The sequence below is a fragment of the Sphaerisporangium rhizosphaerae genome (assembly GCF_042665155.1).
Classification (GTDB): domain Bacteria; phylum Actinomycetota; class Actinomycetes; order Streptosporangiales; family Streptosporangiaceae; genus Sphaerisporangium; species Sphaerisporangium rhizosphaerae.
Genome location: NZ_JBHTCG010000003.1, coordinates 222520 through 244041 on the forward strand (window position 1 = coordinate 222520; position 21522 = coordinate 244041).

Annotated in this window: 12 protein-coding genes; 9 read left to right on the top strand and 3 right to left on the bottom strand. The window is 74.0% G+C overall.

The genetic code is table 11. From position 1 onward, the window contains the following. Positions 1-39 precede the first annotated feature (39 nt). Positions 40-1470, bottom strand: a complete 1431-nt coding sequence (locus ACFQSB_RS06040) for an aldehyde dehydrogenase family protein (protein ID WP_380824796.1) — start codon at positions 1468-1470, stop codon at positions 40-42. Between the two features lie 216 nt (positions 1471-1686). On the opposite strand from ACFQSB_RS06040, the gene ACFQSB_RS06045 reads away from it, so the two are divergent. The 4 genes from ACFQSB_RS06045 to ACFQSB_RS06060 all read left to right on the top strand — a co-directional run bounded on the left by ACFQSB_RS06045 (position 1687) and on the right by ACFQSB_RS06060 (position 7941). Then, entirely contained in the window at positions 1687-2427 is a 741-nt protein-coding gene (locus ACFQSB_RS06045; RefSeq protein ID WP_380824797.1) for a beta-phosphoglucomutase family hydrolase, read from the top strand. Continuing rightward, positions 2427-4781, top strand: coding sequence for a glycoside hydrolase family 65 protein (locus ACFQSB_RS06050; RefSeq protein ID WP_380824799.1), 2355 nt, complete (start codon positions 2427-2429; stop codon positions 4779-4781). The genes ACFQSB_RS06045 and ACFQSB_RS06050 overlap by 1 nt, the downstream gene beginning before the upstream one ends. A gap of 51 nt (positions 4782-4832) precedes the next feature. Next, entirely contained in the window at positions 4833-6464 is a 1632-nt protein-coding gene (gene pgi / locus ACFQSB_RS06055) for a glucose-6-phosphate isomerase (protein WP_380824800.1), read from the top strand. Between the two features lie 196 nt (positions 6465-6660). Further along, positions 6661-7941, top strand: a complete 1281-nt coding sequence (locus ACFQSB_RS06060; protein WP_380824801.1) for a serpin family protein — start codon at positions 6661-6663, stop codon at positions 7939-7941. A gap of 91 nt (positions 7942-8032) precedes the next feature. Here ACFQSB_RS06060 and ACFQSB_RS06065 read toward each other — a convergent pair whose 3' ends face one another. Continuing rightward, the gene (locus tag ACFQSB_RS06065) at positions 8033-10924 is read right to left on the bottom strand and encodes a helix-turn-helix transcriptional regulator (RefSeq protein ID WP_380824802.1); all 2892 of its coding nucleotides are present in this window, start codon (positions 10922-10924) and stop codon (positions 8033-8035) included. A 309-nt stretch (positions 10925-11233) separates the two neighbouring features. On the opposite strand from ACFQSB_RS06065, the gene ACFQSB_RS06070 reads away from it, so the two are divergent. After that, on the top strand, positions 11234-11695 hold the full coding sequence (locus tag ACFQSB_RS06070) for a PPOX class F420-dependent oxidoreductase (RefSeq protein WP_354838452.1): 462 nt from the start codon (positions 11234-11236) through the stop codon (positions 11693-11695). 25 nt (positions 11696-11720) lie between these two features. Here ACFQSB_RS06070 and ACFQSB_RS06075 read toward each other — a convergent pair whose 3' ends face one another. Next, positions 11721-12374 (bottom strand): TetR/AcrR family transcriptional regulator C-terminal domain-containing protein, encoded by a 654-nt coding sequence (locus tag ACFQSB_RS06075; RefSeq protein ID WP_380824804.1) that lies wholly within the window; start codon positions 12372-12374, stop codon positions 11721-11723. 85 nt (positions 12375-12459) lie between these two features. Here ACFQSB_RS06075 and ACFQSB_RS06080 point away from each other — a divergent pair, with 85 nt between their 5' ends. From ACFQSB_RS06080 to ACFQSB_RS06095, 4 genes are all read left to right on the top strand, one after another. Next, the gene (locus ACFQSB_RS06080) at positions 12460-14034 is read left to right on the top strand and encodes an FAD-dependent oxidoreductase (protein WP_380824806.1); all 1575 of its coding nucleotides are present in this window, start codon (positions 12460-12462) and stop codon (positions 14032-14034) included. 282 nt (positions 14035-14316) lie between these two features. After that, a complete protein-coding gene (locus ACFQSB_RS06085; protein ID WP_380824807.1) occupies positions 14317-19398 on the top strand; it encodes a hypothetical protein in 5082 nt (1693 codons plus the stop codon). A gap of 127 nt (positions 19399-19525) precedes the next feature. Next, positions 19526-20500 carry a glycosyltransferase family 2 protein gene (locus ACFQSB_RS06090; RefSeq protein WP_380824808.1) on the top strand — a complete coding sequence of 325 codons (975 nt, stop codon included), beginning with the start codon at positions 19526-19528 and terminating at the stop codon, positions 20498-20500. Next, entirely contained in the window at positions 20497-21399 is a 903-nt protein-coding gene (locus ACFQSB_RS06095; RefSeq protein ID WP_380824809.1) for a glycosyltransferase family 2 protein, read from the top strand. The genes ACFQSB_RS06090 and ACFQSB_RS06095 overlap by 4 nt, the downstream gene beginning before the upstream one ends. Positions 21400-21522 lie beyond the last annotated feature (123 nt).

A 21522-nucleotide genomic window follows, 5' to 3' on the forward strand; every position in this document is an offset into this window, starting at 1 on the left:
GAACCGGGCCCGCCGTCCGGTGGCGGCCGAGGGGCGGGCTCAGGGGTGTGGGGCGAGGTGGACGACCTTGGTGTGGGTCATCTCGTCCAGCAGTTCGGGGCCGTAGCCGAAGCCGTGGCCGCTGCCGCGCAGGGGCTGGGCGGCGCCGCCCGGGGCGCCGCCGAACACGGCGTTGACCTTGACGGTGCCCACGGGCAGCTCGCGCCAGGCCCGCTGGGCGTTGGCCATGGACGGGGTGAGGACGGTGGCGGCCAGTCCGTACGCGCCGCCCGCCGCCAGTTCCAGCGCCGCCTCGAAGGAGTCGACGACCCGCACGGGCGCGACCGGGCCGAAGGTCTCCTCGCGCATGATCTCCATGTCGTCGGTGCAGCCGGTCAGGACGGTGGCCGGGTAGAACGCGCCGGGGCCGTCGGTGACCCCGCCGCCGGTCAGCACCCGGGCGCCCGCCTCGACCGCGGACCGGACGTGCCGGTGGACGACCTCGCGCTGCGCGAGGTCGACGAGCGGGCCGAGGGTGGTCTCCTCGTCCATGCCGGAGCCCATGCGCAGTTCCTCGGCGCGCTGGATGAGCGCGCCGAGGAAGGAGTCGGCCACGTCCCGGTGCACGTAGACCCGTTCGACGGAGGTGCAGATCTGCCCGGCGTTGGCGAAGCAACCGGTCGCCGCCTGCGCGGCGGCCCACTTGACGTCCACGCCCGCGTCCACGATCAACGGGTCCTTGCCGCCGTTCTCCAGGAGCGTCGCCGCCCCGGTGCCGGCCGCCGCCGCGGCGATCGCCCGCCCGGCCGCCGTGGAGCCGACATGGGCGACCAGGTCGACGCCGCGATGCGCGGCCAGCGGCTCGCCCGCCCGGCCGTCGCCCGGCACCATGGTCAGCACGCCTGGCGGCAGCTCGGCGGCGATCAGCTCGGCGAGCATCGCCCCGGTGTGCGGGGTGCGCTCGGAGGGTTTGTGCACGACGGTGTTGCCGGTCACGACGGCCGCGCCGACCAGCCCGCAGGCGATGGCGACCGGGTCGTTCCACGGCGTGATCACCGCGACGACGCCGCGCGGCTCGTACACCATGAGGTCGGTGGCGTCCCAGCCGCCCTGGAGGCTGTGGCCCCGGTGCAGCGGCCCGAGCTCGGCGTACTGCCGGAGCGTCCCGACGCCGGCCGCCACGCCGCCGCGCGCGTCGCCGATCGGCTTGCCCATCTCGCGGGTCACCAGCTCGGCCAGCTCGCCGGCCCGGGCCGCGACCGCGTCCGCGGCGGCGTGCAGCCGGGCGGCGCGCTCGGCGGGGGTCGTGCGGGCCCAGCCCGCCAGGGCGCGGCGCGCCGAGGAGACGGCCCGCTCGGCGTCCTGCGCGCACCCGGTGGGGGCCTCGCCGACCGGCTCGCCCGTCGCTGGGTCGGCGATCGTCCGCCATCGCGTGGCCGCGCTCGCCGACCACGCGCCGTCCACCAGCACCCAGCGGTCACTACCTCGCACGACCTGCCCCTTTCCCCCGTCAACGCCGCCCGGAGCCTACCCGGGAACCGTCCGTTCAGTCGGCGGCCGCCGGGGCGGACGGCGCCAGAGGACGTCCGGCCATCGACGGCGATGCCCGGTGAGGCGGCCGAGCCGTCAGGGGTACGTTGGGAGGAGAGATCTCCTGCGCGCCGAACGCGCCCGAGATCCGTCGCGGACGTGATCGGGGGAGGCCGGATGCTCGGGTTGCCCGACGGGGTCGGTGGATGCCTGTTCGACATGGACGGCGTGCTCACCCGCACGGCGACGGTGCACGCCGCCGCGTGGAAGGAGACCTTCGACGCGTTCCTGCGCCAGCGGGCCGACCGGACGGGCGAGGCGTTCGTCCCGTTCGACAAGGTGTCCGACTACGACAGGTATGTCGATGGCAAGAAGCGGCTGGACGGCACCCGCGCCTTCCTCGCCTCACGGGGCATCACCCTGCCCGAGGGCACGCCGGACGACCCGCCCGACGCGCCGACCGTGCACGGGCTGAGCAACCGCAAGAACGCCCTCGTGCAGAAGATCATGGACAGGGACGGCGTGGAGGTGTTCCCGGGCTCGCTCCGCTACGTCCAGGCCGTGCTGCGGGCCGGGCTCGCCACGGCCGTGGTGTCCTCCAGCGCCAACACCGCGCGCGTGCTGGACGCGGCGGGCATCGCCGGGCTGTTCCAGGCCCGGGTCGACGGCGAGGTCGCCCAGCGGCGCGACCTGGCCGGCAAGCCGGCCCCGGACATGTTCCTGGCCGCCGCCGAGGCGCTCGGCCTGCCGCCCTCGCGGGCGGCGGTGTTCGAGGACGCGCTCGCCGGGGTGGCGGCCGGCCGCGCGGGGAGGTTCGCCGTCGTGGTCGGCGTCGACAGGGCCGGCCAGGCGGACGCCCTGCGCGAGCACGGCGCCGACATCGTCGTCACCGACCTCGCCGAGCTGCTGGAGCGATGATGATCCAGCACCCCGCGTTCGCGGTCGAGCCCTGGGCGGTGCGCGAGCATACCCTCCACCTGGACGTCCTGGCGCAGACCGAGTCGGTGTTCGCCCTGTCCAACGGGCACATCGGCCTGCGCGGCAACCTCGACGAGGGCGAGCCGCACGGCCAGCCGGGCACCTACCTCAACTCGGTCTACGAGCTGCGCCCTCTGCCGTACGCGGAGGCCGGCTACGGGTACCCCGAGTCCGGGCAGACCGTGGTCAACGTCACCAACGGCAAGCTGATCCGGCTCATGGTGGACGACGAGCCGTTCGACGTGCGGTACGGCACCCTGCACGAGCACGAACGCGTCCTGGACCTGCGCGCCGGGACGCTGACCCGCCGCGCCCACTGGAGCTCCCCGACGGGAACCGAGGTGCGGGTCACCTCCACACGCCTGGTGTCCTTCACCCACCGCGCGGTCGCCGCGATCCACTACGAGGTCGAGCCGGTCGGCCGGCCGTGCGGCGTGGTCGTCCAGTCCGAGCTGGTGGCGAACGAGACCGTGGCGTACGAGACCGGCGACCCGCGCGCGGCGGCCGTGCTGGAGTCGCCGCTCGTGCTGGAGGAGAACACGCCCGCGAAGGAAGGAGTGGCCATCATGGTCCACTCCACGCGGGTCAGCCGGCTGCGGGTCGCCGCCGCCATGTGCCACGACATCGACGGCCCCGAGGGGACGCGCGTCGACGCCGACGGCGCCCACGACGTCAGCCGGGTGACCATCGCGACACGCCTCAAGCCCGGCCAGAAGCTGCGGCTGGTGAAGTTCTTCTCCTACGGCTGGTCGGCCAAGCGGTCCCGTCCCGCCATGCACGACCAGGTCGTCGCCGCGCTCGCCGCCGCACGGCTGGCCGGCTGGGAGGGCCTGCTGGCCGAGCAGCGGCGGTTCCTGGAGGAGTTCTGGGCCGGCGCCGACGTGGAGCTGGACGGCGACCCCGAGGTGCAGCAGGCCGTCCGCTTCGGGCTGTTCCACCTGGTGCAGGCTTCCGCCCGCCTGGAGAACCGGCCCATCCCCGGCAAGGGGCTCACCGGGTCGGGGTACGACGGCCACGCCTTCTGGGACACCGAGATGTTCGTGCTGCCGGTGCTCACCTACACCTACCCCCGCGCCGCCGCGGACGCGCTCGCGTGGCGGCAGTCCATCCTGCCGAAGGCGCAGAAGCGCGCCACCCAGCTCGGCTTCTCCGGAGCCGCCTTCCCCTGGCGGACGATCAACGGCGAGGAGTGCTCCGGCTACTGGCCGGCCGGCACCGCGGCCTTCCACATCAACGCCGACATCGCCGACGCGGTCGTCCGCTATGTCGACGCCACCAAGGACACGAGCTTCGAGCGCTCGACCGGCCTGCCCCTGCTGGCCGCCACCGCCCGGCTGTGGTGCGCGCTCGGCCACCACGACGCGCAGGGACGCTACCGCATCGACGGCGTCACAGGCCCGGACGAGTACAGCGCCGTCGCCGACGACAACGTCTACACCAACCTGATGGCCGAGCAGAACCTGCGCGAGGCGGCCGAGGCCGCGAGCCGCCACTTCGAGCTGGCGCAGCGGCTCGGCATCACCCTCGACGAGATCGCCACCTGGCGCGACGCGGCCGCCTCCATGTACGTCCCCTACGACGAGCGGCTCGGCGTGCACTGCCAGAGCGAGGGGTTCACCCGCCACGCCACCTGGGACTTCGAGGGCACCCGCCCCGAGCAGTACCCGCTGCTGCTGCACTTCCCCTACTTCGACCTCTACCGCAAGCAGGTGGTCAAGCAGGCCGACCTGGTGCTCGCGCTGCACCTGCGCGGCGGGGCGTTCACCCCCGAGGAGAAGCTCCGCGACTTCGCCTACTACGAGGCGATCACCGTCCGCGACTCCTCCCTGTCCGCCTGCACCCAGGCGGTGATGGCCGCCGAGGTCGGCGCTCTCGACCTCGCCCACGCCTACCTGGGCGAGGCCGCCCTGATGGACCTGGCGGACCTGGAGCACAACACCATGGACGGGGTCCACATGGCCTCCCTCGCCGGGGCGTGGATCGCCCTGGTCTGCGGGTTCGGGGGCATGCGCGCCGGCGGGGGCCACATCTGCTTCGCCCCGAAACTGCCGCCGGGCATCACCCGGCTGGCCTTCCGGCTGCGGTACCGCGGACGGCTGCTGCGGGTCGGCGTCACCCCCGCCTCGACGACCTACCGGCTGCTGTCCGGCCCGCCGATGACGCTCACCCACCACGGGCACCGGTTCTCCATCGACGGCAGGCCCGTCACCCACCCCACGGTGAAGGTGTCCCCGCCGGAGGTGAGCATCCGCCAGCCGCCCGGCCGCGAGCCCGCCCCGCGCCAGATCCCCTGACATCGAACGGCCGTCCCGCGGCCGCCCGCCCATCCACCGGAGGAACCACCGATGACCACCACCCCGCTCCGCGAACGCGCCTCCTGGAAGGCGCTCAAGGAGCATCACGCCGAGATCGGCGGCCGCCACCTGCGAGAGCTGTTCGCCGAGGACCCGGGGCGTGGGGAGCGCATGAACGCCGAGGCGGCCGGGCTGTACCTGGACTACTCCAAGAACCGCGTCACCGGCGAGACGCTGGGCCTGCTCGCCGACCTCGCGCGCGAGAGCGGGGTGGAGGAGCGCCGCGACCTGATGTTCCGCGGCGAGCGCGTCAACACCTCCGAGGGACGCTCGGTGCTGCACGTCGCGCTGCGCATGCCCAAGGGTTCCACGCTGGTCGTCGAGGGGGTGGACGTCGTCGCGGAGGTCCACGAGGTCCTCGACCGCATGGCCGACTTCGCCCGGCGGGTCCGCTCGGGAGAGTGGACCGGGCACACCGGCAAGCCGATCAAGAACATCGTCAACATCGGCATCGGCGGCTCCGACCTCGGCCCGGTGATGGCCTACGAGGCGCTGCGCCACTACAGCCGCCGCGACCTGACCTTCCGGTACGTCTCGAACGTCGACTCCACCGACATCGTCGAGGCCACCCGCGACCTGTCGGCCGAGGAGACGCTGTTCATCGTCTCCTCCAAGACCTTCGGCACCTCCGAGACCCTGGCCAACGCCCACTCGGCCCGCGAATGGCTGATCGCCCGGCTCGGCGACGAGGAGGCCATCGCCCGGCACTTCGTCGCGGTGTCCACCAACGCCGAGCGCGTCGCCTCCTTCGGCATCGACACCGCCAACATGTTCGGCTTCTGGGACTGGGTCGGCGGCCGGTACTCCATGGACTCCGCCATCGGGCTGTCCACGATGGTCGCCATCGGGCCGGAGAACTTCCACGAGATGCTCGCCGGCTTCCACGAGATGGACGAGCACTTCCGCACCGCGCCGCTGGAGCGGAACCTGCCGGTGCTCATGGGCATGCTCGCCGTCTGGTACGTCGACTTCTTCGGTACGCAGAGCATCGGCGTCATGCCCTACGAGCAGTACCTCAAGCGGTTCCCCGCCTACCTGCAGCAGCTCACCATGGAGTCCAACGGCAAGCGCGTGACCCGCGACGGGCAGGTCGTCGACTACGACACCGGCCCGGTCTACTGGGGCGAGCCCGGCACCAACGGCCAGCACAGCTTCTACCAGCTCATCCACCAGGGCACCCACCTGATCCCGGTGGACCTCATCGGGTTCGGCAAGAGCCTCAACCCGCTGCGCGACCACCACGACCTGCTGATGGCCAACGTCTTCGCCCAGGCGCAGGCCCTGGCCTTCGGCAAGACCGAGCAGGAGGTGCTCGCCGACGGCACCTCCCCCGAGGTGGCCCCGCACCGCGTCATGCCCGGCAACCGCCCCACCAACGTGCTCCTCGCCGAGACGCTCACCCCGCGCCTGCTCGGCGTCCTGGTCGCGCTCTACGAGCACAGCGTCTTCACCCAGGGCACCGTCTGGGGCATCGACTCCTTCGACCAGTGGGGCGTCGAGCTGGGCAAGGTCCTCGCCGGGCAGATCGCCCCCGAGCTGCAGAGCGACGGCGAGCCCGACCTCGCCCACGACTCCTCCACCAACACCCTGATCCGCCGCTACCGCGGCCTCAAGAACGCCTGAGCCCCGGGCGCCACACGACGGACCGCCCCCGGCCCACGGCCGGGGACGGCCCCGCCCAGGGTGCCCCGGGTCACGTGCGCCGGCGGCACAGCCGGTTTCCAATGGTGCGTACGGGAACGGCGCCGGTGGGGCGGTCGGTCGGGGCCCCGCTGAACCTCGGGCCGCGCCGGTACGTCGAAGGGGTATGTCCAACGACATGTCAGGGCGGTTGCCGAGGCGCGGGTTCCTGCTGGCGGCGCTCGCCGCCCTCGCCGCCGCGGGCTGCGGGGGAGGCGACACGCGCGTGCTCACGGCGTCAGGAGTCGGGCGCGAGACCCCTGCGGACGACGCCCCGGTCGCCGAGGTCGTCCGCGGCGTCACCGCCTTCGGGCACGCCCTGCACGCGGCCGCCGCCGACGCGGCGCGCAACACGGTGCTCTCGCCGCTGAGCATCGCCTGCGCCTTCGCCATGGCCAGGGCGGGCGCCGCCGGCCCGGCCGCGACCGCTCTGGACCGCGTGTTCGGCTTCCCCGCCGCCGGGCCGCACACGGCGTTCAACGCGCTCACCCGGCGCATCGTGACCGTCCAAGGCCCGCCGCCCCCGCCCGACCGGCGGGCCGAGCGCGACGCCCGCGAGCAGAGCGCCGGCCCGGTCGCCGGCATCGCCAACGGGCTGTTCGCCCAGGAGGGCCTGCCGGTGCGGCAGGAGTTCCTGCGCGTCCTCGCCGCGCAGTACGGCGCCGGGGTGCGCACCGTGGACTTCGGCGGGGACGCCGCCGGCGCCATCAACGCGTGGGTGGACGAGCAGACGGCCGGGAGGATCACCAAGCTGTTCGACCGGCTGGACCCGGCGACCCGGGTGGTCATCGCCAACGCCGTGTACCTCAAGGCCGACTGGGAGCACCCGTTCGCCGAAAGCCCTCCCGAACAGGGCGCCGCCTTCACCCGGGCGGACGGCTCCACCGTTCGCGCCGACCTCATGCGGCTGCGCACCTCCCTGAGGTACGCGGAGGGGACGGGGTGGCAGGCCGTCGAGCTGCCGTACGTGAAGAGCGAGCTGGCCATGTGGGTGCTGGTCCCGCGGCGCGGCGGGTCGCCGGCCGATCTCCTCGCCCCCGGGACGCTCGGCCAGGTCGCGACGGGGCTGCGGCCCCGGGCCGTGGACCTCGCCCTGCCGGAGTGGGACTTCGGCACCGGCCTCGACCTGGAGGCGCCGCTGCGCCGCGTCGGGCTGGGCGCGGTCTTCGACGGCGGCGACTTCTCCGGCATCGCCGAGGGGGCCTTCCTCGGCCAGGCGATCCACCGGGCCGACATCAGCGTGGACAAGTGGGGCACCGAGGCGGCCGCCGTGACCGGGCTGGCCTTCCCCACCGCGGGCCTCGCCGAACAGCCGATCGAGGTGCGCGCCGACCACCCGTTCGCCTTCGCGATCGTCCACCGCCCGACCTCGGCGCCCCTGTTCATCGGCCACGTCGCCGACCCCACGGCCACCACCTGACCCCGGCCGGCCGGGCCTCCGGAGGGGGAGGCCCGGCCGGCCGCCCCCGGCGACCCAGGGAACGGCTCGGGAGAGGGATCGGTCCGGCGGTTCAGGGGGCGGTGAACAGGTGGAGGCGGTGGGCGGTGGCGGCGGCCTCGCCCCGGGAGGACACGCCGAGCTTGGCCAGGATGTTGGAGACGTGCACGCTCACCGTCTTGGAGGAGATGAACAGCTCGGCGGCGATCTCGCGGTTGCTGCGACCCGCGGCGACCAGGCGGAGCACCTCGTGCTCGCGGGCGGTGAGCCCCAGCCCGGCCTCTCCGGAGGCGGGCGGGGACGCGGAGGAGCCGTCCGAGGCGGTGAGGGAGAGCCGGGCACGCCGGGCGAAGGAGTCGATCTCGGCGCTGAGCGGCGTGGCGCGCAACCGGGCGGCGAGGCGAGCCGACCGGACCAGCCGCTCGCCCGCCTCCTCGCGCTCACCGGCGGCGAGGGCCGCCCGCGCGGCGCCGAACAGGCAGAGCGCCTCCGCGTACGGGTGGCACAGCGCGGCCCACGCGCCCACGGCCTTGTCCCACATCGGCCGATCGGCGTGCCCGGACAGGCGGGCCGCCTCGGCGGCGAAGGTCAGGCTGTGCGCCTCCTGCAGAGCCCCCTGGACCTCCAGCCGCCCGGCCACCGCCCGCACCTCCTCCAGCAGCGGGCCCGCCGCGCGCAGGCACGTGGTGAGCACGGGCCAGGCGTACCGGGGGCTGGCCGTCAGATCTTGGTCGCGCAGGGCGTGTTCGACCAGGCGCGCCGCCTCGGCGTCACGGCCGCGCGCGAGCAGCAGCTCGACCTCCCGGCGCAGGTGCGGCAGTAGGGACTGGTCGCGGTAGGTGCCCGAGGCGATGACCTTCGCCGTGGAGAGGAACAGCGCCTCGGCCCGGTCGACGTCGCCGCGGGCCATCATGATGTCGGCCGCGAAGCCCTGCAGGCTCGCGCGGTAGGGCGCCGGCGGCCCGACCTCGACCGCGCGCTCGATGACCTCCAGCGCCTCGTCCCACCGTCCGAGCGAGAGCAGCGGCTCGGCCAGGTTGATCGCCAGAAACGCCCCGGAGGTGCGGGCCAGCCCGTACGCCTCGGCGTCGGCGATGCCCCTGCGGGCGACCTCGGCAGCCTGCTCGTGCCGGCCCGCCCCCTCCAGCGCGTCGGACTCGGAGATCGCCGCCCGCATGAGCGCATTGTAGGTGCCCGCGCGCTCGGCGATCTCCCGGGCCCGGGCGAACGCCGCCACCTGCGGGTCCAGCGGGGAGGAGTACTGGCAGCGCGTCCAGATGAGGGTGACCAGGGCGTTGGCCTCGGTGCGGGCGTCGCCCACCTGCCGGGCGACGCGGATGGCCTCCTCGGCCAGGCTTTCCTTGTCGGCCCAGGCGCGCGGGTCGTGAAGCATGCGCGACAGGCTCTCGAGAACCTGCGCGCGCAGCGACGAGGGAGGCTCGGCGGGAACCAGCTCGGCCGCCGCCCTCAGGTCTTCGATGTGCCCGGCGCGGCCGAGGTCGTAGCGGGTGAGGCCGCGCTGCCGCAGCAACTTGGCCGCCCGGAGGGGATCGGCGGCGGGGTCGATCTCGCGCAGCGCCGCCTTGGCCAGGGAGATGCTGCGCTCGAACTCGCCGGCCAGGTGCGCCACCGTGGTGGTCTGCCGCAGCACGTCGATGAAGTCGCGGCCCACGCGCTCGGCCGCGTCTGGCACCGAGTCCCACAGTTCGATCACCCGGGTGAGCATGCGCAGCTGCTCGTCGAAGGCCGCCGACTTGCGGGCCGCGGCGGCGGCGCGCCACGCGGCGTTCAGCGCGCAGGGGGCGTCGTGCGCGGAGTACCAGTGGTAGGCCAGCTCGATGGCGCCGCGCGTGCCGGGCAGCAGGGCGGGATCGTGCTCGAGCGCCTTGGCGAAGCGGGTGTGCAGGCGGGCGCGCTCGCCCGGCAGCAGCTCGTCGTGGACGGCCTCGCGGATCAGCGCGTGCCGGAAGGCGTACCCCTCGCCGTCGACCTGCAGCACGTTGCCCGCGACGGCGGGGCGCAGCGCCCCGGACAGGGCGCCGTCGTCCAGGCCGGTGGCCGCGGCCAGCAGACGGTGCTCGATGCGGGCGCCGCCCGCGCTGGCCGTCCGCAGGACCTCCTGGGTCTCCTCGGGAAGGCGCTCGACGCCGGCCAGGAGGAGATCGCGCAGCGACTCGGGCATCGGCCCGTCCTCGCCGCCGCTGAGCAGCGCCTCGACGAACAGCGGGTTGCCCTCGCTGCGCGCGTAGATCACGTCCACGTCGAGGGCGGTGGGCTCGTGGGACAGGATGCTCGCGGCCTGCCGGACCACCTCGCGGCGGGTGAGCCTGCGCAGCTCCAGCCGGGTGACCCAGTCGATGCGGGTGAGCTCGGCGAGCAGGGGGCGCAACGGGTGGGTGCGGTGCAGCTCGTCGGAGCGGTAGGTGACCAGGGTGAGGATGCGGGTGTCGGGCCTCTGGTAGCGGGTGAGGAACGACAGCAGGTCGCGGGTGGAGCGGTCGGCCCAGTGGGCGTCCTCGATCACAAGGACGGTGGGGCCCTGCTCGGCGAGCCGCTCCATCAGGCCGAGGACGTGCTCGAACATGCGGGCGCGCGCCTCGGGGCCGTCGTCGTCCGGCTCGCCGAACTCGGGCAGCAACCGGGCCAGGCCACGCGTGCGGCCGCCCGGCAGCAGCGCGGCGACGCCGTCATGGCCGAGATCGTGGGCGAGCCGCCGCAGGACCGCGGTGAACGGGGCGAACGGCAGGCCGTCGGTGCCGAGCTCGAGACAGCCGCCGACGAGCACACGGGCGTCGCCGGCGCGGCCGGCGAACTCGCGGATGAGCCGGCTCTTGCCGACCCCGGCCTCGCCGCCGATGAAGACGGTCGTCGCCGAACGGGCGCGCACCCGGGCCAGGGCGTCGCGCAGGAAGGTCAGCTCGGCCCCGCGCCCCACGAACAGCGGACTCACCGAATGCCCGCTCACGCCGCCACCCCCGCCCCCGCGACGGCCGCACCCCGAAGCCGCGCACCGGCCCACGCACCCCGGCCAGGCACCCGTACGCCCCGGCTCAGCACCCGAGCGGCCCGGCGATCCCGGCTCCGTACCAGGGTCGCCCCGCGATCACGGGCGGACGCGACGGCACCATCGCGACCGGTCACCCCCTCCGTCTCAACCACGTGACCAGCATGTCACCTCCCACCGACATTCCCCCACCGCATTTCGGGCGGCCGGTCGGGGTGGTCACAGTGGTGGGAGCCTGGACTCTCGCGATGATGGTCGTAGAGTGAGCCCATGAGCCCGAAGATCGCGACCGCGGACACCGTCACCCGTGAACAGCTCCTCGACTTCGTCCGCGACCGCCACCGCGGGCTGATCATCACGACGCGGCGCGACGGCGGTCCTCAGGCGTCCCCGGTCAGCTGTGGCGTGGACGAGCTGGGCCGCATCGTGGTCTCCACCTACCCCGAGCGCGCCAAGACCAAGAACGCCCGGCGCGACCCCCGGGTCAGCATCGTGATCCTTTCCGACGACTTCGACGGGCCGTGGGTGCAGATCGACGGGGCCTGCGAGGTGCTGGACATGCCGGACGCGCTGGAGCCGCTGGTCGAGTACTACCGGTCCATCGCCGGCGAGCACCCCGACTGGGACGACTACCGCGCCGCGATGGAGCGCCAGGGCAAGTCGCTGCTGCGCATCACCCCCTCCAAGTGGGGCCCGGTGGCCACCGGAGGCTTCCCCGCCCGCCTCGCCTGAACATCCCCGGTCGAGTGCCGGGCGGTCAGGATCGGCTGTTGGAGTGCTGGGTGCGGATGCCGGCCAGGATGGTGGCGATGCCGTGCTCGAACTGGGCGTCGGTGTCGGGCGCGAGGAGGCCGCCGAGCATCTTGGCGGCCAGCGGGTACCGCTCGGTGTCCGCGAGCCGGGCGATCGTCTCGGCCTGGTAGGGATTGCCTCCCTCGCCGTACGCCTCGCCGAGCCTGGCCTGCTCTTCGATGGTGAACCCGATCGTGTAATGGAAGATCGTGGGCACGGCGCGCGCGGCCTCCTCCAGGGTGAACCCGGCGTCCTGCAGCGTGCGCAGAACCAACTCGATCGTCCTGATGACCACCGGATGGCCGACGTGGGTGCCGGCGACGACCCGCGCCCCGTCCCGGTGCCGCAGCATCGTGCGACGCAGCCGCATGGCCCGCTCGCCCAGCCACTGATCCCAGGTGACGCCGCGGCGAGGTGACTCCAGGCCCTCGTCCGCCTCGACCATCACCAGGGTGGCCATGGCGTCGAGCAGTTCCTGTTTGCTCTTGACGTGCCAGTAGAGGGCGGGGGCTTTGACGTCCAGCTCTTTGGCGACCAAGCGCATGGTGAGCCCGTCCAGGCCCACCTCGTCGAGCAGGCGCAGAGCGGTCCGCGCGATGAGCTCGGCGGTTATCTTCATCGGTCCTCCCGGTCGGGCACGCGCTTGACAGCTTAACAGCGTTCGAGGAATCCTTAACGGCGTTAAGGGACGAAGGGAGACCCCGATGGGTGGCATGACGGCGCAGGTGGTCATCGCGGGAGCCGGTCCGACCGGCCTGATGCTGGCCTGCGAGCTGAGGCTCGCGGGCGTGGACGTGCTGGTCCTCGAGCGGGACGCCGAACGCGCGGACGCCGAGTCCAGAGCCGGAGGGATGCACGCCCGCACCTTGGAAGTGCTCGACCAGCGAGGCATGGTGGAGCCCTTCCTGAGGGCCGGCCGCCCGCTGCCCGGCGGGCACTTCTCGGCGCTGCCGCTGGACTTCCGGAACCTGCCCACCCGCCACCCGCACCTGCTCGTGCTGTTGCAGCGCCGCATCGAGCGGCTCCTCGAAGAGCACGCGACGCGGCTCGGCGTCCGGCTGTGGCGCGGGGCGGAGGTGACGGGCCTGCGCCAGAGCGGGTCCGGTGTCGAGGTCGAGGTCGAGGTGCTGGGCGGTGGTCCGCAGGGGGACCGGCGTCACGGCGATGCCGGGCGGCGGTGGATCGGCGCCGAGTACCTGGTGGGATGCGACGGCGGACGCGGCGCCGTACGGCGGCTCGCGGGCATCGGCTTCGCCGGCACCTCCGCGACGCTCACCGCCATGCTCGGCGACGTCGAGCTGGACGCCCCGCCGGAGCACCCGCTGTTCCAGGAGCGGCGCGAACACGGGACGATCAGCGTGCTCAGCTTCGAGCCCGGCTGGCACCGGGTCATGACCACCGAGTTCGACCAGGTGGCGGGCAGGGACGAGCCGGTCACCCTCGAGGGGCTGCGCCGGGCGTGCCTCAAGATCGCGGGCACCGACTACGGCATGCGGAGCCCTCGCTGGCTCTCCCGGTTCGGCGACGCGGCCCGGCAGGCCGTCGAATACAGGTCGGGCCGGGTGCTGCTGGCCGGGGACGCCGCCCACGTTCACTTCCCGGCGGGCGGACAGGGGCTCAACCTCGGCGTGCAGGACGCGGTCAACCTGGGCTGGAAGCTCGCCTTGGTGGTGCACGGGCACGCTCCCGATTCGCTGCTGGACAGCTACCACGCCGAGCGGCACCCGGTCGGGGCGCGGGTGCTCGAGAACACGCGTGCGCAGACCGCCCTGTCGCGCGTCGACGGGCACACGACCGCGCTGCGCGCGACGCTCGCGGATCTGCTCTCCCTGGACGACGTCAACGCCCGCCTGTCCAGCATGATCACGGCGCTGGACGTGCACTACCCGATGGACGGCGGGCGCTCGGTGGACGGCGGGCATCCGCTCGTCGGATATCGGGTTCCGGACGTCGAGCTCGCGATCGGCACCGGCGAGGTTCGCGTTTTCGAGCTACTGCACCAGGCCCGTGGCGTCCTGCTGTGCCTGGACGGCGGCGCGCAGGAAGGGCCGGCGGCGCACCTGGCGGGGATCGCCTCGGAGTGGGCCGGCCGGGTCGACCTCGTACGGGCACGTCCCTCGGCCGATGTGTGGCAGGCGCCGGTGGTGGGCGCCGTGCGGCCTCCCGTGGCCCTTCTCGTCCGGCCGGACGGTCACATCGCCTGGGCGACGGGCGCGCGACCTGACCTCGACGGCGCGCGTGCCGCCCTGACCACCTGGTTCGGACCGGCACGCCGATGAAGCTCAGAGCCGCACATCAGGCAAGGGGAGGCGATGGGGCGGTGCCACCTTCGTGTCGCCTACGGGGAGATCTAAGGGCACAGCGGGTCTGGCGTAAGGGCTGCAGTGGGGGCGTGCCACCTCCGGGGGATTCGAGAAAGCAGTGGATCTGACATAGGGGACGGGTGGGAACGTGCCACCTTTCTGGGGATATTGAGAAATTTGACGACTGATGTCACCTTGTGATCGGCTCTTGCCTTCCGTCTTTCTTGCTGGCCGGTGTCCGGACAACGGGAGCCATCCATGCCGCGTCTCCAACGGCACGCGCTCGCGCGGATCGTGCTGTCCGCGTCCGTCGCCGGATCCCTGGTGATCACCACCGTTCCGGCCGCGCACGCCGCCCACTCGACGTCCTCGGCGTCTCCAAGCTCCTCGGCGTCCCCCACGTTCTCCACGTCCGCCAGGCATTCCGCGTCCGCCAGGATCTCGGCGTCCGCCGCCACGACGCGCCCCAGGGGGACGGGCGGCGGGGCCGGCATGCGCAAGATCGTTCCGGTGCCGCCGATCGCCGTTCCTCCGGCCGCGAAGGCCGAGGTCCCTATGGGGCCGTCGCTGGCGGACCGTCCCGTGCCGGTCCGGGCGGTCGGCCCGGCCGCGCCGGAGGTCACCATCCCCGCCGGCCCGGCGCTGGCCGGCAGGCTGGCCGACGACGCGGCTTCCCACCTGCGCGCCGAGGGCGTGTTGGGCGGCGACGGCGGCCCGTCCCCCGATCCGGACCGGTTGCTTCCCACGGCCGGCGACGCCGAACCGCTGAGCGTGTCCAAGGCCCCGGCCGGCGCCGTCAAGGCCATGGCGGCCAAGGTCCAGCGGCTGTCGGGCTTCGACCTGCCAGGGCTCCACCGGGCGCTTCCGGAGGGCGTCCCGCTCGTGACCTACCGGCTGTGCGCGCAGACCGCGTCCCTGGCGGCTTCCTGCTCGGCGCCCCAGCCGCTGGCCAAGCCGGTCGCGGCGGACGTGACCGGCGACGGCGCCCCGGACATCGTCGCGAGCCTGGTCCCCACGCTCGACCGCGCGGACCTGGTCGGCAGGGCGAACGCGCTGGCGAGCGCTCAGCGCAGGCTGAGGGAGCCGGTCGGCGGCACGGCCGGCTCCCTCCTCGGCGGCACGGGCAAGAGCGGCCCGAGCAAGAGCGGCTCAGGCAAAAGCGGTTCGCCGGGTGACGAGGCCGAGCGCGATCGGCGGCGGGACGACCTGGCGGTGCGCGTGGCCGACGGGCTGGGCCTGGCGACGGCGCGACTGGGCACCGGTGCGGATCGTGACAAGGCGTTGAAGGCCCAGGTGTGGGCGCGGTTCGACATCCCCGCGGCGGCGTCGGGGGCCGGTGCCACGAGGCTATCGATCGGCTTCGACGGATACCGGCGCGGCACGTCGCTGTCCGCCCTCGACTGGGCGGTCTACCGGTTCAGGACGGGCGGCCAGGGCGGCGAGGGTGGTCAGAGCAGCCGGGGCGGTCAGGGCGGCGGGGGCGGTCAGGGCGGTCGGGGAAACCGGGGCGGCCAGGGCGTGGCCGAGGTCCAGGTGGACGTGCGGAGGTCCAGGCCTGGCGCCTCGATCGCGACCGTGGCCGGCGTCGCGGCCCTCTCCCAGGGCGGACGGCCGTCCGAGCCCGTGCTGGTGAGCCTCAAGCAGTCGCCGGTCCCCGAGAAACTGACCATCAGCGCGCGGTTCGACGCCGGCGAGGGCGAGGGCACGCTGAAAGCGGCCGTGTCCCGGCCCTCCACGCTGGACGCGCTGGTGCTGGACGCCAGAGACGCGGGACGGACGGGCGGCCGGTGCACGCAGGTGGTGCTGGACAAGGTCGCGTCGCAGGTCACCGCCGATCTGACCCATAGGGCGGCGGGCGGCGCCACCGAGATCCGCTTCTCCGGGCCCTCGCCGATGAACAGGGCGGAACTGCGCGACTACACCTACCGGGACGGCCGGCTGGACAGGGTGATCTCGGGGACGATGACCGGTGTGCCGGCCGACTTCCGCGCCCGCTATGAGGCCGTGGACGGCAGATCCCAGGCGCTGACCATCGGAACGCCCCGACCCGGGACGGCGCCGGCAAGCCCGGCGGGACGGACGCCGTCCCCGACCCGGGCCGCGTCCGGGGTGGACGCACAGGCGCGGAAGCCTGTGGTCGGGCCGGCTGCGGGGGCTCGGGCTGCGGAGGTGGTGGTGTACGACCGGAAGGCGGCCGGAACGGTCTTCCGGGCGTCGCTGACCGGCCTCCCCGCCGTGATGCGGATTTTTTACGACATAGCGGGAAACCGCATAACGCACACCTCCAGCTCGCCGATCGGTGGCGTCGAGGTCCTCCTGCAACGCGACGGAGGCGCCGTCTCGGCCCCCGCGGGCGGCCACGTCACGGTCATCAAGGACGGCGGGCGGCTCGGCGTCTCGGCCAGGCTCACGGCCCTGGCCGGGTTCGAGCTGACCTACGGCGACCGGCCGCACGCCATGCTGGAACTCGCCTCCGCCGGACGGCCGTTCCTCGCCGCGGCGAGCATCGACGGCGCGCATCTGCTGCGGATGGAGATGTCCACCACCCCGCGCCGGGTCGAGGTGGACCTGGACCCGGCCGCCAGGAAGGCGCGGTACCAGGCGAGCGGCGCGATCGGCAGGCTGCGCGCTGCGTACGCGGGCCCGCGACAGGGGCCCACCATCGACAGCAGCCTGTACGGCCTGCGGTCCACCGTCGAGGGCTCGTGGCGGCTCGGCGAGCGGCCCACCGTGGAGGTCACGACGACCTCGGGCCTGAAGAAGGCCGAGCTCTATTACAACCGCGCCTACGTCACCCAGGCCGGCGGCCCGGCCCAGGCCTCCGGCGGCCCCGCGGGCGCCGGGCGGGCCGACCATGGTCAAGGCGAGGGCGCCGGGAGGACCGGTACGGCCCCGAGCGTGGGCGCCGGACGGGGCGGCGGGGACGGCGGGGATGACGTCTGGGTCACCGTGGCCGGGGTGCACCGGCGGGTCGCCATGCTGGCCGATCTGGCCGGCGGACGCCTGAGCTGGACGGCCGACCGTCCCACCGCCTCCGTGTCGGCCTTCGCTCGCACCCGGTTCCAGGGACGCGACTTCCGCGTCGCGGCCGAAGCGCGGGACGTTCCTGCCCGCTTCGAAGCCGGCTGGGGCGGCGGAACCTACTACTTCCAGGGCCTGTCCGGGCCGGTCGGATCGGCGACGGTCGCGGTGGCCGACCACGACGGCGCGCGGGCGCCCCGGGGGCCGCATCTGGCCGTGCACTACGACCACTCCACCGGTGACCTGGACGGCAGCGTCCGCGTGGACGGTCTGACCGGCGCCCGGTTCGGCGGTGGCGGTGGCGGCTTCAAGGCGTCCTTCCAGAGCGGTTCCCCGGCGGTTCGAAACGCTTCCCCGGTGCCTCGGAGTGGTTCTCCGGCGGTCCGGAACGGTTCTCCGGCGACTTCGAGTTCCCCGGCGGCGGGTGGGGGCGCGGGGCGGGGGGTGGCGTTGGATGCGGACGTGCGGTTGGAAGGTGATCTGCGCTTCGGGGTGCTCGGGACGCTGGGGCCGGTCCCGGGTGACGTCGAGGTCTCGGCCGTCCCGGGCGGGCCGGTCACCTACAGCGCCGCCGGGCGCCGGATGGACCTGAAAGCGCAGGTGTGGCTGGGCAAGGCGGCGGCGATCGGCGCGATCCCCGGGGTGCCGGAGGTGGCGAGCGGCCTGTCCATGGTCGACGGCGGCTGCGTTCCCGGCGCCGCGGGCTGCGCCGCCGACCAGGGCGCCTTCTGCCTGGGCGGACCGCCGGCCGCCGGTGGCACCGTCCAGAGCCCGGCGGCGGGGTCCACGGGCAGGCGCTGTTTCGGCGTCCGCGGGTTCGTGCGGCTGAGGGGCCTGCCCGCGAAGGCGACCGTGGACCTGGCCCGGAAGACCTTCTCCTTCTCCGGGTACCGCCCTTCGGACCGGCGGCTCGCGGTCTACCTGGCGAGCAAGGTGGTCGCCCCGGTGCCGATCAGGGCGTACGCGACGCTGGACGGGCTGCCGCGGGAGGTCACCGGCATGTCGGTCGGCCCGTTCGAGACCGGGCTCGGCAAGGACGCGGACGGCCGGAACGCGAACGTGATCAGGGTGAACTACCGGGTGGAACCGGCCGCGACGCTCACCTCGTTGCGCGCGGCGGTGGAGGCCGATACCGGAACCTCGTACGGCGTCGTGCGGGCGCTGGCCGTGGTCGATCCGGTCCCGGCGGCGGTCGCGATCGACGGCGCGTACGGGCGGAAGACCCATCTCCGGGTGCAGAACTCCGCCCCCGTGAAGCGACTGGAGGCCAAGGTCACCGTCGTCCCGCCCGGGTCGCAGGCCGGAGGTGCGGTCGTCCCGGCAGGGGTGGGGGGGCGGCCGGTGTCGGGGGTGGTGCGGTTCACGGATGTGCCGGCCGCGTTCACCGTGGACGGCGGGGATGCGGGGGACGGCGGGCTGCGCGTGCCGGGCTTGTCCTACCGGGCGGACGGCGGGGCCAACACGCTGGACGGGCTGTTCGCCGTCGAAGGCGGGCTGGTAGGGAGGGTGTACCGGCCGGCGCAGGGGGAGGTGCTGGGCGCCTCGTTCGCGGTGCGCGATCTGGCCTCCGAGGCGACTATCCGAATAAATCATGATCTGTCGGTCGAGCTGACGTCCAAGCCGGTGCCGACCCGGCTGCTGGAGGTCCACGCGGGCCTGTCGGTGAGCCCGGTCGCGCGGCAGCGGATCAGCGTGCGCAAGGACATCCCCTACACCAGCGGCTTCCTCGCCTTCCAGATGCGGGGCGGGTTCGGGCTGGGCCGCAGCGTGATCCGCGACGTCTCGCTGGGCGTCCACGGCGTGTCATGGCTGAGGATCCGGCCCGGCAGGGTCCCCTTCGGGATCGACGCGCCCGCCGAGCTGGGGTACGTGTCGCCCGGCTTCGAGGGGAACTATGACCACCTGGACCTGCGGGCGGACGGGGTGGACCTGCGTCCCGACGTGCGGCTGAAGGTCCGCGTCGCCCGCGGGATCGGCAGGGACGCCTTCTCCGACACCGTGAGGCTGGGCCGGGCGACCTCGCTCTCGTTCCGCCGCTACGACCAGCGGACCCGGCCGATCAGCGCCGAACAGGCGCTCAAGGTGGGGTCGACGCCGATCGCCTGCCTGTCGATCGGCACCAGGCCCGGCCTGGCCGCCGCCCGCCGGGCGAACGCGATCACGCTGCGCGGCGCGGACGGGCCGCAGGTGGTCAGCCTGCTCGACGCGGGCGGCCAGGCGCAGGGGTACGTCCTTGACCTGCTGTCGCAGTTCATGTCCCCCTTCGACGGCGCGGGATGGGAGGTCTCGCGCCTGACCCCCGGCCGCTGCCGCCGCTGACGTCCCAAGCGCCCAGGCCGGTGGTGGCGGGGGATGGCGTGGTCGTGGAGAGGCTGTGGGGTTTGTGGGCCTTGCGGCCGGTTATGGGTCGCGACGAGAGGTTTCCACGCATCAGGGGGTGAGGGCCGTGACGACGACGTCCGAGGAGGACCTCGGCGCCGGCTCTGTGCCGGTGACCGTGGTGATCGCCACCAGGAACCGCCGGGAGGAGCTCCTGCGCACGCTGGAGCGCCTGCGCGCCCTGCCGGAACGTCCCCCGGTGATCGTGGTGGACAACGGCTCCTCCGACGGCGCCGCCGAGCGGGTCCGCGCGGCCTTCCCCGAGGCCGAGGTGATCGGGCTGCACCACAACCTCGGCGCGCCCGCCAGGAACATCGGCGTGCTGGCCGCCCGCACGCCCTACGTCGCCTTCAGCGACGACGACTCCTGGTGGGAGCCCGGCGCGCTCCGGCTGGCCGCCGAGACCTTCGACGCCCACCCCCGCCTCGGCCTGATCGCGGCGAGCATGCTGGTGGGTCCGGAACGCGCGCCCGACCCGATCAACGCCATGCTGGCGGCCACGCCGTTACGCGGCGGCCCTGACCAGCCGGGGCCGCCGGCGCTGGGCTTCCTCGCCTGCGGGTCGGTCGTGCGCCGCCAGGCGTTCCTGCAGGCCGGGGGGTTCAGCCCCGTGCTGTTCTTCCCCGGTGAGGAGCAACTGCTCGCCTACGACCTGGCGGCGCTCGGCTGGGACCGGTGCCACGTGCCGGACGTCGTCGCCGTCCACGAGCCGTCGCCTCTGCGCGAGCCGGCGGCGGGCCGGCGCCGGGTGCAGGCGCGCAACGCCCTGCTGACCGTGTGGCTGCGCCGTCCGGCGGGAGTCGTGCTGCGGGAGACCGCGCGCCTGGCCGCCCGTGCGCCGCGCGACCCGGCCTGCGGACAGGCCCTGCTGTCCGCCCTGCTCCGGTTGCCCCTCGTGATCGCCGGGCGGCGGCGCCTGCCCGCCCACGTCGAGGCCGCCGCACGGCTGCTGGAGTCCGGCGCCCGCCCCGCCGAGCGGGAGGCCGGGCACACCGCCGCGCCCGGAGGGAGGGACGTCCCGGGCGTCGGGGTCCCTTCATGACCCCCGGGGACGGGCGGGTCACGGTCGTGGTGATCACCATGGACCGGCGGGAGGAGTTGGTGCGCACGCTGGGGCACATGACGGCGCTGCCCGAGCGTCCTGGCGTGATCGTCGTGGACAACGGCTCGCGTGACGGGAGCGCGGACGCGGTCGCGCGGGACTTCCCGGGGGTGCGGCTGATCCGCAGCCCGCACAACCTCGGGGCCGTCGCCCGTAACGCGGCGGTCCAGGAGGTCATGACGCCATACGTGGCCTTCTGCGACGACGACACCTGGTGGGAGCCGGGCGCACTGTCCAGGGCCGCCGACCTGCTGGACGCCCATCCTCGGCTCGCGTCGGTCACCGGCCGCATCCTGGTGGAGCCGTCGCTGCGGGAAGACCCGATCACGCCTGAACTGCGCTACTCGCCGGTCCCCGGTCCGCCGTGGCTGCCCGGCCCGGCGCTGTTGAGCATCCTCGCCGGCGCGTCCATGCTGCGGGTGACCGCGTTCCGCGAGGCCGGGGGGTTCTCGCCGAGGCTGTGGCTGGGCGGGGAGGAGGAACTGCTCAGCCTCGACCTGGCGGCCCGCGGGTGGTGGCTGTGCTGGGCGGAGGACGTCGTCGTGCACCACGCCGCCTCCACCGTCCGCGACCGCAGGCAGCGGCGCAGGCTCGGCATCCGCAACACCCTGTGGACCGCCTGGCTGCGGCGTCCCGCGTTCGACGCGCTGCGCCGCACGGTGGCCGTCCTGCGGTCGATCCCCAAGGACCGGGCGAGCGTCTCGGCCGTGGGCGCGGCGCTGGCCGGGCTGCCGTGGGTGCTGCGGGAACGACGGGTCGTGCCGATGGACGTGGAGCGGGGGCTGCGCCTGCTGGAGGAGCCGCAGCGCACCTCGGTCGCCCGCCGCTACGTCGACTGACGGAGATCATCAGGGCGCCCGACGCCGCGTCCACTGACGGAGATCATCGGGGGCGCCCGCGGGCCGGGCCGGGGGAGTTCGGATGCTCATGGCACCCCGGTGGAGGGCTCGTTCGGGCGCGGA